Source organism: Methanosarcina mangrovi (assembly GCF_052057765.1).
GTDB lineage: Archaea > Halobacteriota > Methanosarcinia > Methanosarcinales > Methanosarcinaceae > Methanosarcina.
This window is the reverse complement of the sequence record NZ_CP195120.1, coordinates 3,770,730-3,783,593: the sequence shown is the minus strand read 5'-3', so window position 1 is coordinate 3,783,593 and position 12,864 is coordinate 3,770,730. Positions and strand designations below refer to the sequence as shown.

The window sequence follows — 12,864 nt, the reverse complement described above, 5'->3', positions numbered from 1 at the left end:
TCCACTTTAATTAAAACTCGAAAACTACGTAAGGGTAAGGATTTGGGTAACAGGTCTTAGTTCGGGAGGTAATGAGTTCAGGCAATATGTTTTTAACTTTACGTTCCGGATTACGAGCCATGTCAGGGCAGAGAATAAATGAGGCTTTATATAGATTCATTTTTTTGAGCTGAAAAGGACTAAATTTTCTTGTTTTCGAGGCCAGATCCGCCTCAAAGTAATTTTTTCTTCTCTCTTTCATATGCTTTTATTTCTTCTCTTTCAAATGCCCTTTTTCTTATTTGTTCACACTATTGTATATATCCATAGTTCCCTATCTCTGATTTTCAGAGCGACTTTTTGAAGAATTAATATCTTTTTGCTGATATGTGGCAATTCGTAAACTTAAAAATAAAAATGTTATTTAAAAATCAAACATCTGGTCTCAAAATAAAAAGCTGGATTTCCCGAAAAGCAGTCCTTTGGAGAAAAATCGATGTCGTTTTCAGTTATTCCTTTAAGGTCTAAAATACATCCCTGCCTCGGGTAATAAATATTCAATTTTTTGTAATTTCCCGGGGGCCCCGAAGTAGCCGGCATAAATGAAAGAACGCTTTTTTATGCTATTTTCCAAAAAAAAGGTATGATGGAATGCATAATAAATTCTTTTTTAAAGATAAATACCTATTTATAAAGCTATTGTCAAGTTTAATATTGAGAACCTAATCAAAATGAGGGGAAGTGAGATGTCCGGATCTGATCCCAGCAATCATCTGCATGACAATAAGAGCGCTTCTGAGGAGTCCCGGGAGCGAAGCCATAAGCACAGTGGGCTTTTCAATCCCCGGCTTTCCCTCCACTCCCTCACTCACAAATTCCCCCATTCCCATTCTCATGAGCATTCCCATGGACATTCTCACGGGCACAGCCATACGCATGGAAGGGTCGACCCTTCCATAATTGCTACTCGTAAAGGGCTCTGGGCGGTCAAGTGGTCCTTTATAGGGCTGATGGCAACAGCGGTTCTGCAGATTTTCATTGTTATTATGTCGGGCAGTGTTGCCCTCCTTGCCGACACCATTCACAACTTCGGAGATGCATCGACGGCGATTCCCCTTGCAATCGCTTTTTCCCTTGCGAGAAGAAAACCGAGCAAACGCTTTTCCTACGGGTACGGCAGGGTAGAAGACCTTGCGGGGGTAATCATTGTTTTCCTGATCCTCTTCAGTGCAGCAGTTGCGGGTTACGAATCCGTGACCCGCTTCTTAAACCCCCAGCCTGTAGGGCATTTGCAGGCTGTAGCCCTTGCTGCAATCATAGGGTGCATCGGAAACGAGGTCGTTGCGCAGTTCCGCATGAAGGTCGGAAAGGAAATCGGGAGTGCAGCCCTTATTGCCGATGGATACCATGCGCGAGTGGACGGTTTCACCAGCCTTGCAGTTCTCATCGGGGCAATGGGCGTCTGGCTCGGATATCCGATCCTTGACCCTCTTATTGGAATGTTAATAACAATTGCCATCCTCAAAATAGTCCTCGACTCGAGCAAACTGGTTTTTACCCGCCTTCTTGACGGTGTTGAACCCGAAGTCCTTGATCAGGTTAAAGACATTGCTGAGGGAGTCGAGGGGGTCTGTGAAGTTACAGACCTCAGAGTCCGCTGGATCGGGCACAGGCTCCATGCGGAGATCAATGCTTCCGTTGACCCTTCCCTTTCGGTTGAAGAGGGGCATGAAATTGCCAATGCCGTAAGGGAAAAACTTCTGGAGAATTTTTCCTACCTTTCCGGGACTACTATCCACGTCGATCCCGTTACAGCCTCAGGGGAGTGCTGTCACTGTGGGTCCGGAAGTCCGGAAAAGAAGCGTGGAAGGCAGAAGCGTGTTTTAAACGTTTATCCCGGTTGAAGCCCGAAGGATTTCTTTTCTCTTTTTTCTTCTTCGCTTTTTTTCCCCGTTTTCCTACTTTTTTCCAGACGATTTTACCTTAGGGTCATTCCTTCAAGGGCGACGGTATATATTTCCATTTTTTTGTCATATCTTATGGAATAACTGGTAGGGTAATAGGCTTCTGTCGGATAACTTTCCGGTAGCTTAAGGGGTTTTGTGAGTTCAGGTTTTGTTTTAAGGAAGTCTATTGTGGCCATCGGTTCGACAAATACCATCTCTCCATCATAAAAGCCGTAGATGAAGGTCTCTTCAAAAGGCTGCCCGTTGAATTCCGGGGAAGTCGGGTCAATCCAGTGTGCCCCTATCCTGGGGACTCCTCCGGGAGTTGCGACATACCCTTCCGGAATATATTCGGGTTCAGGCTCTCTTGACAGGTTTGTCATATCCTCTTCAGTCGCCGTAATTCTGTCCCTCTCCTTCTGATCTGTCATATAAAAGCGGACATCAAAGTGCGGCCTATCATAAATTCCCTGAGGTTCATGACCTTTAGGGCTCCATTCAATCCCTATGTGGTTAAAGGCAGTAGCTGAAGCTTCCCCCGGAAGGGGAAGAGTGTATTCCGCAGCCTCTGCGGGCAGTCCTGAGACGGCTAACTCCGTGAAGTTTACCCCTACTGCACAGGTTTTTCCTTCAGCATCAAGGGTAACCCAGGAATAAACTATTCCGTCTCCCAGGGCTTTACTTTCCGATGTAAATGTTTCCGTCAGGGGCTGGTTTTCTTCCTGAGTTGCAGCCTGTATCCGAGACTCTTCTTCGACGCAACCTGAAAAAATAAGTGATGTTAAAGCGAGCATGCACAAACAGCATACAATTCGGCTTTTGTTCATATTGGCCCCGCGAAGTTTATTCAGGCTGTAAACACCACGTCTACCTTTTCCACATCCCACAAAGAGCCCAGTTTTTCTATTATGTCCTCTTTTATTGCCGGAGCAAACTGATGGTCTGCGGGCAGGTCAACAACTACCCTGACCACTCCGGCTTCGACGCTAATTTTAAGAATCAGATTCGTGCGGATAATATCAAGCCCCGTAAGCGGGTTCATAACATGCTTGAGCCTCCGCCGGACAACATCTTCGGTTGTGGGTTCTTTCTCAGTAACAAGCCCGTGCTTTTCCTCGTAGTCCCGGATTGCGGCACGCAGGCCTTCAACTGCAAGCACGGAGCAGTGAGCTTTAATCGGAGGCAGCCCTCCCAGTTCTTCGGAAGCCTGTTTCCAGGTTATTTTCTTTGCTTCATCCAGAGTTTTCCCCTTTGCAAGGTCCGTGATTACGGACCCTGTAGCAATATTTGAAGCACAGCCGTAAGATTCGAATTTTATATCTTCAATAACCTTTGTTTCGGGTTCGACTTTAATGTATACGGCAACCATATCCCCGCATGCCGGACTTCCTTCAAGCCCTTTTCCGTCGGGGTTCTCTATCTTCCCCACATTATGCGGGTTCCTGAAATGCTCCAGCACTTTTTCGCTATAAGGAAACTTTATACCCTCACTTTTCTTTTCGATTTTCATTTTGCTGCTCTCCCTTTCCTTTTCTTTTCCTGCCTTTTTTACACGTGTCCTCTTTCTTTCGGCTCATTTTTTTGCAAGCGGGCTTATTTCCCTGAGTCTTGCTACAATTTCACTCATTGCATCAATAGCCGCATCAGCATCTTCCATCCGGTTGTAGCGCCCAAAAGTAAAACGTACCGAACCGTGAGCCCTCTCATGGTCTCCTCCGATCCCTCTTATCACATGGCTGGCTTCCAGGGAGCGGGAAAAACAGGCTGAACCCGTGCTCACCGCAAATCCTCTCATGTCCATATGCAGTGTTACGGATTCGCCCTCTACATAGTGAAAAGTCAGGTTTGCGTTCTGAGGCAGGCGTTTTTCCCTGCTTCCGTTGAGGGTAACTTCAGGGATTTCGGAAAGGGCTCTTTCAATTACCCGATTCCTCATAGCCTCAAGCTGCCTGTTTTCCTCTTCGGTTACAAGCTCTACTGCTGTTGCAAACCCTACGGCTCCGGGGATATTCTCAACGCCTGCTCTCAGGTTAAACTCCTGAAAGCCCCCGTCCATGAATTTAACTATGGGGGTATCTTTCCGGACATAGAGCGCCCCTATCCCTCTGGGCCCGTGAATCGTATGGGCTGACATTGTCACAAGGTCTATGGGCAGATCCTTTACATTGAGGGGAAGCCGGGTAAAGCTGTGGGTAGCATCGGTATGCAGGAGCACATCTTTTTCTTCGCATATCTCGGAAATAGCTTTAAGGTCCTGGGCAGTCCCTATTTCCTGATTGGAATGCTGGATCGAGACCAGGACGGTTTCTTTTGTAATTGCTTTTTTGAGCCCTTCAAGGTCGGCAAACCCTTCTGCATCCACATCCAGATAAGTCACATCAAAACCCTGTTTCTGGAGGGCTTTTGCGGTGTTTAAGACCGGAAAATCTTCTATCTTTGAGATGATGATATGCTTGCCTTTTTTCTCCTTAAGGGCCCAGGCTACTCCTTTAAGTGCCATGTTGCTTGATTCCGTATCCCCCGAAGTGAACACAATTTCTTCGGAAGCCGCCCCGAGCCCTGAAGCTATCCCTTCCCTGGAATTTTCCAGGCCCTCTTTTGCATCGATGCCCATAGAATAGCCAAACTCAGATGTAGCTACCGCATAGGTATCAAAAAAGTAAGGCTTCATTGCTTCGAACACCCTTTCATCCAGCCGGGTGCATGCAGCATTGTCAAGATAAATCATATTTTCAAATATCTCGTTCCCCTCCTCAGGTAATTCGATTTCCTCAGATTCTTCTATTTATAGTGAGACTTTCAGCCGAAATGGACATGCCGAGGTTTAAACCTCAAAGCAAAACCCGGAAGATCCGGACTGACGCAGAAATTTTAATTCAGGGTCCCCTTCCGGATCAGATAAAGAGAGTTATGTTTGCGTCCCTTGCTTCCTGAACATACGAGCCAACAGCACCCCATTCGTCTACCCATTCCGTTCGAAGCTCGTCTTTTGTTATTCCCATTATCTCCATGGTCATTTCACAGGCTATGATCTTCCCGCCAAGTTCCTTGAAATCACTCATCAGCCTTTCAAGTGAAGCAACATTGGCTTTGTCCATCCTTTTTTTGATCATCTGCCTGCCCAGACCCATCATGTTCATTTTGGAAAGCGGTCCCTTTTCAAGCTCCCCTTTTTTAAGCCGCATGAGCCCCCAGAATGTGAAGTATATGGAGGCTTCCATTCCCATTGCCAGGGCTCCGTTTCCTATTATAAGCGCGCTGTATACCTTGTCCATATCCCCGCTGTGCAGGATAATAACTGCTTTTTCCCCCATATCCCCTCCTTTTCCGGCCTTACCTCCGGATCTTTATCTCCCACTCTTTCCCTCCCTCTTTGTCTTCAATTTCCAGCACTTCGAGTCCCATTGCTTCACATGCCATGGGAATTTCTTTTTTTGATGCCGGATGCGTCCCCTTTACAATTACAAGGTCTCCTGGAGAGGCTTTTTTGAACGCTTTTCTGCACTCTACCAGCGGGACCGGGCAGGTCTGCCCTCTAACGTCTATTTCCAGTTCTGCCAATGTTCTTGCCCCCGAAGTAAGAGAAATGGAACGTTTCTAAAGGTAACTATGCCTTCTTCCCCTAAATTCACTATATTCCAAAAAATATATTATCGTTTCTTATTGATAATATTATCCGGAAGCCGTCTCTGCCCTCTCCAGTTGTTCATCTTCATTTTGGTTGTACAATTTTTTAGCAAAAGTCTTTTCTTCATAAGGCTTTTCTGATCTTCTCTGCGACTTCTTTCAGATTGGTAGTATCGGGTTCGGTCCACACGATTGATTTTATTCCTCTTCCTCCGTCCCCTTTTTTCCTCGGGATGACGTGTACGTGCACATGGGGAACTTCCTGTCCTGCAACTTCCCCGTTATTTATACCGATGTTCGACCCTTCTGCTGAAAACGCTTTTTCAACTGCAGCCGTAACTTTTCTTGCAGCTTCAAAAAGAAGGGCAACATCTTCTGCGTTCATATCCGTAAAGTTGCTGAAATGTTTTTTGGGAGCAACGAGCGTATGCCCCTCGCTTGCCGGGTAAACATCAAGAAATGCGTAAACGGCATCATCCTCATATATCCTGTGTGAAGGGATTTCTCCTGATATTATTCTACAAAAAAGGCAGTTTTCTGTCATACTGTATCCCCATAGAGGTTTAGGAGAGTACACTTATATCAGGGTTCTGTTTCTTGAATAAGTTTAATTGCATTCCGGGAATTTACTATCCTTAAGATATTGTAAAGTTAGTGAAAATCATTTTTCTCAGCAAAGGATCAGAGTCCCGGAGAATAAAACTATTGTAATCGGATATATTGCAAGGTGCCCTTACAACCATAGCTTTTGCCCCTCAGTTTATAAAAGCCCTGACAACGAAATCCGCAAAAAACGTATCGTTTCCAATGCTTCCCTGTTCAACTTCCGGCATGACCCTCCGGCTGCTCTACGGAATCCGGGTAAACGATCCCTCAATAATTGCTGCAAACAGCGTCTCAGTTATGCTGGCTGCCCCTCTTCTGGGGATTCAAGTTCAAAAATGACGGCATAAGTTCTGTTTTTGAGTTCGGCAGAAAGATGAAAAGGCCTAAAAATAAAAATGCCTCTTTCTGGAAATGAAGTACAGGAAGCAACTGTATATCCAGCAGGGCACAACTATATATTTAGTCGATTATTAAATTGTAATTATATTCATCTCAGGTTCGACTTACTCTATCGTGGGGGATATAAACATTGGGTAGAACCATAAGTGGCGCATTAATAGGTCTGGTCTGTACTTTAATTTTTTATTTTATTCCACTCGTAAACTCGGTAGCGCCTTTTCTGGGAGGCTTACTGGGTGGTTATTATGCAGACGGAGGTCCCGGAGGGGGGTTTAAGGCCGGAATCCTGATGACAATTTTCATGATAATCCCTGGTTTTCTTCTTGGGGGAATCCTTGGAGTGGTGCTGCGTAGTGCACCTGTCCTTGGAGGGTTTATAGCAGCTTCCGCTTTTATAGTTACAGTGGTCATCGTAGCTCATACTGCGATAATAGGTATTATTGGCTCTGTAATCGGGGCTCTTTTCGCTGAAAGAAAAAAGGTCTGAAGCTCCTGTTCAAACGCTAAAAATCCGCTACCTTATGGATGGAAAAATAGGGATTGAAGAAAAGAACCTTTTCAGATCTTTTTCTTCAGAACAAAGTACTCTACAAGGATCATGAAGAGTGGCAGGGAAATAGCAAGAAGTACTTTAGCCGCTCCCATCGGGTTCTTTGTGATGCCGCCTTCTTTTTCCGCACTGCTGTTCAGAATCGCCTTTCCGTCCTCCCAGCCTCTCAGGGTTTCCTGTATTCCTTCCCCTTCTTCTACAGCTCCTTCTTCTCCCGTATATTCACTTATTGCAAAGCACGAGAAGGCGGTCGTTTTTGCCTTGAAATAAACGTAGTCTTTGTCTTCACCTGTTTTTTCGGTACTTAGAGGTTTCCATTCGCTGTCATACCAAAGCATGGTTACATTGGATTCATTAACATTGTTGTTTTCTATCCATTCTTTCTCAACTTTGAACCCCGTATAGGCGCTCTTAATGGAATCTTCACGTCCTGCTCCTTTATTTCCCAACCAGATGTTCAATTGCCTGTATACCCTTCCAGGCGGTTGCTTCTGGACAAAAATAGATTTTCCTTTGAGAACTTCTACGGTTGCTGTCGTTTTCTTAAACGTCTTCAGAGGGTAAACTTCGACGTATACGACACAGGTTGCATTTCTAGCGAAACCATATTTGACAGGGTAACCGCTCATAATGTTTCTTGTATCGAGCTCTTTGACCTCTACATTTTTGGCTGGCTCTTTGGAAACGCCACTTCCCATGCTGTTGCTTTTGCTACTGCCGCTACTGCTGCTACCGCTGCCACCGCTGCCACCGCTGCTACCGCTGCTGGAAGTAGTTTCTTTGGAAATGCTTATGGTTTTTGTCAGTTCATTGTTCGTTTCGTCGTCTTCGCGTATGGCATTTTCAGGATCTGCTATCAATCTAACGTCTATGTTTCCTTCTGCTTCAGGGACCCAGTGAAAAGTACCCGTTGTGGTTTCCCCTATAGTAATTTCAGGTATCGATACTTTTCCTTCCTGAGTTAGATTGGTCCCGTTTATATAATATTTTAGCTCGCCGCTTGCTGAATCCCTGAGCCCGTTGTTCTTTATTGATACTGTAAAGGTAACGTCGTCCCCTACCTCGGGGGATGCCGGGCTTAAAGAAAGGGATTCTATTATAAGGTCTGGAAGTATGGTTTTTACATCGACAATTTTTGTGAACTCATTGTTATTTTCATTACTCTCATAAACGTCTGTTACGGAGTCAATACGTACTTTTACTTCCATTTGTCCTTCTCTATCCGGGACCAGAGAGAATATGACATCTGCCCCTTCTCCTTCTGAAAGAGCTGGAATCCGGATGCCATCCTGTGCTGGGGCGGTCCCGTTAATATAATATTCTGCCTGAGTTTCCTCAGAAGGGGCCGTACCCTGGTTCTTTACTTTCAGGGTGAGGTTCAGGGTCTTTCCTACTTCCCCCTCCGATTCAGGCACGATGTCTTCAATAATCAGATCCGGAAGAAATTCTTCTGCTGCCGTTACGGTGGCTGTTTCTTCGTTGTTCCCTTCGTTACTCTCGGCTACCACGTTGTTCTCGTCAACAACTGCTCTTAGATTTACAGACCCTTCGGATGTCGGAATCCATGTATATGAGACAGAACTGCTTTCTCCGCTGGATAACCCGGGTACATCCCATTTTCTAACCGAACTTCCGTCAATGTAGAGAATCAGAGTCGTTGCTTCTGAAGTTGCTGTTCCCTGGTTCTTCACACTTATCCGTATCCTCTGGCTTTCACCCGGTTCGGGATCCTCAGGATAGCTAAAGGTGCTTATTATCAAGTCCGAAAGACCCTTTTCTGCTACCGTTACGGTGGCTGTTTCTTCGTTGTTACCTTCATCGCTCTCGGCTACCACGTTGTCTTCATCAACAACTGCTTTCAGTTCTACAGACCCTTTGGATGTCGGAACCCATGTGTATGAGACAGAACTGCTTTCTCCACTGGATAACCTGGGTACATCCCATTCTCTAACCGAGCTTCCGTCGATGTAGAGGGCCAGAGTCGTTGCTCTTGAAGTTGCTGTTCCTTCATTCTTCACATCTATCTGTACTCTCTGCTGTTCACCCGATTCGGGATTCTCAGGGTAGCTAAAGGTACTTATTTTCAAGTCCGGGAGATCCTTTTCTGTTACTTTCAAGGTGGCTGTTTCTTCATTATTACCTTCATCGCTCTCGGTTACCACGTTGTCCTCGTCAACAACTGCTTTCAGTTCTACAGACCCTTTGGATGTCGGAACCCATGTATATGAGACAGAACTACTTTCTCCACTGGATAGCCCGGATACGTCCCATTCTCTAACCGAACTTCCGTCAATGTAGAGGATCAAGGCTGTTTCTCCTGAAGCTGCATCCCCCTGGTTTTTTACTGTTGCTGCGATGGTTACCTCTTCCCCAACTTCTGGAGTTGTCGGGCTCCAGGAGACACCCTCGACTGCCAGGTCAGGCAGTAGAACAGTTGAATTTCCGTCATCTTCGGAAGGTATGTCCTCGGCTGCAGCAACCACAACCGGAATAATTCCCGAAATTAGCAGCGTTATTATCAACACATTAATCAAAGAATGAAAATAACTTCCTTTCATTTTTTTTAGCCTCCGCCCCACAAGTCTATGAACAGAAATTTCTGGCACATCATAGCTTATGACAAGTAGCCGTCTAACTCGTCGAAGTTAAGGTATACTGGTAGCTTATGATAGGTAGCTTCTAACTCGTCGAAGTTAAGGTATATTGGTAGCTTATGACAGGTAGCCATCTGATTCGTCGAAATTAAGGTACATTACTAGTAGCTTATTGACAAGTAGCTATATAATTCATCGAAATTAAGCTTCTGATTTTTATCTCGGATCAAAGTTTTCGGGCAATTCCTGACCCGGGATATTTATACCTTGCCCGAGGGTTACTTCGTACAATACATTACTTCTTCTGCTTCATATTTAAGGCTCTACACTCTCAATTCCTTTTTCCTTCTAAAATCCCGCTTCCCAGAGGAGAAACAGCCTCAATATTTTTTTTGAAAGTTTTCCTCTGTCTGATCCTTTACAGCATACGTAAAAACACCTCTTATGCTGTATGCAGGGGACCTTCTATCAAAGCAATTTGAATGCTTACCTTTCTCAGGCTTTATCATTTGTGTTTCTGCAGAACTAACCTGACATATCATAAATTTATCTATTTTTGCTTATTTTATTTCGGAGGTAAACCCCGAAGGATTTTCCTTGAAATTCTATTTATCCGCTCATTAATTATCTCTGCTCACTAATTTCTCAAAAAAGTATCAGTATTCCGCAGTGATGCCCTTTTATTTTCCTTTCTCCAGATGTTCCAGTTCATGAGTTTAATCTAAAAATCGGCGGGTGATAAAAGAAGTGAATAAAGATCTAAAGAATTGATGTATAAGAAAGGAAAGAAATAGGGATGTTAAAAAAGATGTTAAAAAAGAGATGTAAAAAACTTAGACAATCAGGTATTTACTGTCCTTTATCTGAGCTCTGCTGTCAACACCGAGGATTTCGGCGATCTCAACGCCCTCGCTTCCTACATCGGAAAGACGGGTGTACATTTCAGCTTTTGAGATATATTTCTCAGTTCTCGTCCCGTCAGCCTCTTCCATTTTGATGGTAATTTCTCCTTTATTGTGCCCTCTTACCAGGCATTCGTGGACGATCACGCCGTACTGTTCGGCGATCACTTTCAGGCAGTCGAAAATCTGGTTTGTTGAAACTGCATCCTCTTCGTCAAGCAGGACTTTTGAAAGGGCATAGGTTCGGAGATTTTCCCGGAGATAATTCTGGACTTTCCCCGGAATTTTTGTAATATCCCCCATGTCTATATAAGCCCCAAGCTCTTTGTCGGCAGTAATCTCCTTTTCATCTTCATATACGAAATACTTGAGTCCCCCGCCTTCTATCCTGAACTTCCGGTTTGCTTTTTTATTTTCAAGAATAAGCCGGATATTTTTCTCATTGTCATATTCAAGGGAAGTTACAAGAAACTCGGAGAGATCCTGCATTTTTATTTTCTCTTCTTTTCTCAGGATTCCTGTCTTTGTCCACCCCGGAAGACCCAGGCCGCCTATAAGCCTCTCTACTGTCAGAGGTTCTTCCGTAAACCAGAGTCTATAATAGTATTGCAGGCCTGAAACCGAACCTTCCATTTCCCCTGAAACTCCGCTTATACTGCTGGAAAGCTCAAATCTCTTTTCTGCTCCATATATTCCTGAGATCAAAAAAGGAGTGAGAACCTCAAGAACCTTGCTCTCGATTTTTTGGTATTCCTGAGCAGCTCCACTTTCTATTTTTCTGGACTCCGTTTCGAGAATTTCACGCTTTCGCTGGAAATTCTCACTGCATGTGATCCGGATCGCATCAGCACAGGACATTAAATCCTCTGTACCGATATCTTTTGCCAATTTCTTAACCAGTGAGCTGAGTTTCTCCTCAAAAATATCCATTCCGGCAATTCTGTTGTTCAATTCATGGAGCACTTCTTTATTTTTGCACTTGATTTCTATTATGGAATTCTCCAGAGGTATTACTCGGCCAGTTATGTCTATGAATGATTTCAGATCTTCAATGAAATCCCTCTGTACAGGCAGTTCCGTAGAGTCCTGATAAATATATTTCATGAAAAGCACCCTGGATATCTGAACTAACTCTCCAAATATTCTATGCCTTATAGCTATATAACATTTTATCCGGAATCTTCATGTTTTTTTAGATGATGTCCCCCACTCCCAATACGCCGGGCATCTGCCAGAATTTTTTCCTAAAATCTTTGGGAAGGATGAAACCCTTTCGGAATTCACAGAAGAACTTTTCGGACAGGGTCCAGAATCTCATTTATATATTTTGCAGCTGCGTTTTTAAGGTCCATCGGGTGGACTTTTTCTTCTATAAAGTTGCTTTCCATCTCAGCATAACTTTGGTATGTGAGGTTGCCCCCGAATTTTTCCGGCCTTTCGATAACAACTGTCTCGTACCTTGGGAAAATGTGGTAGCGGAAAAGAGCAAGGATCGGGTTTTCTTCTACGTCTCCTATCTTGCAGAAAGCTTTCTTAAACTTCCTGTAGATATCTTCTTCCGTATCATCTATCGAAATGAAATTATCTTTTGAAGAAGCCATCTTTGTTCCGTCAAGCCCGAGGAGGATAGGGGTGTGAATACAGATCGGAGTTTCAAATCCGAGACTTTTTAAATTTTCGCGAGCAAGCATGTGGATTTTCCTCTGGTCAATCCCTCCCACTGCCACATCCACCTCAAGCAGGGCAATGTCAATAGCCTGCATCAGGGGATAAACCATCTGGGAAACTGTTGGGTCGTCCATTGCACGTCCGACTTCGTCCATGCTCCTCTTTGCCCTGTTAAGGGTAACTGCTCTTGAAAGTTTGAGCACGTTTAACATGTATTCGGCTCCCAGCTGGAAGTCTGACCCGTAAACGAAATCGGTCTGTCCTTCATCAAGTCCGAGAGCGATAAAGCAACGCCTGTTGTAGTCTGCAATCTTCCGGACTTCTTCCAGTGTGCCTTTCCTATTCAGATAAGCGTGTACATCCGCAAGCAGGACAGTGATCTTGAACCCTGCTTTTTGCAAATCTATTAACTTGTTTACGGTAAGGACGTGCCCCATATGGATTTTTCCGCTTGGCTCGTAGCCTACATAAGCACGGGGAGCTTGTTTATTGTTAAGAAGTCCTTCCAGTTCTTCTTCGGTTACAATTTCCTGAACATTTCTTTTTATAAGCTCAAGTCTGTCCATTGCATCTACATTCCTTTTCTTTTCTTA

Annotated in this window: 12 protein-coding genes; 3 read left to right on the top strand and 9 right to left on the bottom strand. The window is 44.4% G+C overall.

Going from position 1 to position 12,864, the window contains the following annotated elements; all coding sequences use genetic code 11:
* The first annotated feature begins 725 nt into the window (after nucleotides 1-725).
* Nucleotides 726-1,883 carry a cation diffusion facilitator family transporter gene (locus ACSAZL_RS16695; protein ID WP_440945725.1) on the top strand — a complete coding sequence of 386 codons (1,158 nt, stop codon included), beginning with the start codon at nucleotides 726-728 and terminating at the stop codon, nucleotides 1,881-1,883.
* A gap of 74 nt (nucleotides 1,884-1,957) precedes the next feature.
* Here ACSAZL_RS16695 and ACSAZL_RS16690 read toward each other — a convergent pair whose 3' ends face one another.
* The 6 genes from ACSAZL_RS16690 to ACSAZL_RS16665 form a co-directional block, all read right to left on the bottom strand.
* A complete protein-coding gene (locus ACSAZL_RS16690) occupies nucleotides 1,958-2,752 on the bottom strand; it encodes a DUF5602 domain-containing protein (protein ID WP_440945724.1) in 795 nt (264 codons plus the stop codon).
* 20 nt (nucleotides 2,753-2,772) lie between these two features.
* Nucleotides 2,773-3,435, bottom strand: a complete 663-nt coding sequence (locus ACSAZL_RS16685; RefSeq protein ID WP_440945723.1) for an iron-sulfur cluster assembly scaffold protein — start codon at nucleotides 3,433-3,435, stop codon at nucleotides 2,773-2,775.
* A gap of 63 nt (nucleotides 3,436-3,498) precedes the next feature.
* Nucleotides 3,499-4,653: a cysteine desulfurase family protein gene (locus tag ACSAZL_RS16680; protein WP_440945722.1), complete on the bottom strand. Its 1,155-nt coding sequence runs from the start codon at nucleotides 4,651-4,653 to the stop codon at nucleotides 3,499-3,501.
* 166 nt (nucleotides 4,654-4,819) lie between these two features.
* Complete coding sequence (locus ACSAZL_RS16675; protein WP_440945721.1) at nucleotides 4,820-5,239, bottom strand: DsrE/DsrF/DrsH-like family protein; 420 nt, start codon at nucleotides 5,237-5,239, stop codon at nucleotides 4,820-4,822.
* Nucleotides 5,240-5,258: 19 nt separating this feature from the next.
* Nucleotides 5,259-5,486: a sulfurtransferase TusA family protein gene (locus tag ACSAZL_RS16670; protein WP_440945720.1), complete on the bottom strand. Its 228-nt coding sequence runs from the start codon at nucleotides 5,484-5,486 to the stop codon at nucleotides 5,259-5,261.
* Nucleotides 5,487-5,676: 190 nt separating this feature from the next.
* Nucleotides 5,677-6,096, bottom strand: coding sequence for an HIT family protein (locus ACSAZL_RS16665; protein WP_440945719.1), 420 nt, complete (start codon nucleotides 6,094-6,096; stop codon nucleotides 5,677-5,679).
* 176 nt (nucleotides 6,097-6,272) lie between these two features.
* Here ACSAZL_RS16665 and ACSAZL_RS16660 point away from each other — a divergent pair, with 176 nt between their 5' ends.
* Nucleotides 6,273-6,497 (top strand): SemiSWEET family sugar transporter, encoded by a 225-nt coding sequence (locus tag ACSAZL_RS16660; protein ID WP_440945718.1) that lies wholly within the window; start codon nucleotides 6,273-6,275, stop codon nucleotides 6,495-6,497.
* 190 nt (nucleotides 6,498-6,687) lie between these two features.
* A complete protein-coding gene (locus ACSAZL_RS16655) occupies nucleotides 6,688-7,044 on the top strand; it encodes a DUF5518 domain-containing protein (RefSeq protein ID WP_440945717.1) in 357 nt (118 codons plus the stop codon).
* 71 nt (nucleotides 7,045-7,115) lie between these two features.
* On the opposite strand, the gene ACSAZL_RS16650 is transcribed toward ACSAZL_RS16655, so the two are convergent.
* The 3 genes from ACSAZL_RS16650 to ACSAZL_RS16640 form a co-directional block, all read right to left on the bottom strand.
* Nucleotides 7,116-9,665, bottom strand: coding sequence for a CARDB domain-containing protein (locus ACSAZL_RS16650; RefSeq protein WP_440945716.1), 2,550 nt, complete (start codon nucleotides 9,663-9,665; stop codon nucleotides 7,116-7,118).
* Nucleotides 9,666-10,534: 869 nt separating this feature from the next.
* Nucleotides 10,535-11,707 (bottom strand): chromosome segregation ATPase, encoded by a 1,173-nt coding sequence (locus ACSAZL_RS16645; protein ID WP_440945715.1) that lies wholly within the window; start codon nucleotides 11,705-11,707, stop codon nucleotides 10,535-10,537.
* Between the two features lie 176 nt (nucleotides 11,708-11,883).
* Nucleotides 11,884-12,837 carry a tyrosine--tRNA ligase gene (locus ACSAZL_RS16640; protein WP_440945714.1) on the bottom strand — a complete coding sequence of 318 codons (954 nt, stop codon included), beginning with the start codon at nucleotides 12,835-12,837 and terminating at the stop codon, nucleotides 11,884-11,886.
* Nucleotides 12,838-12,864: the final 27 nt, after the last annotated feature.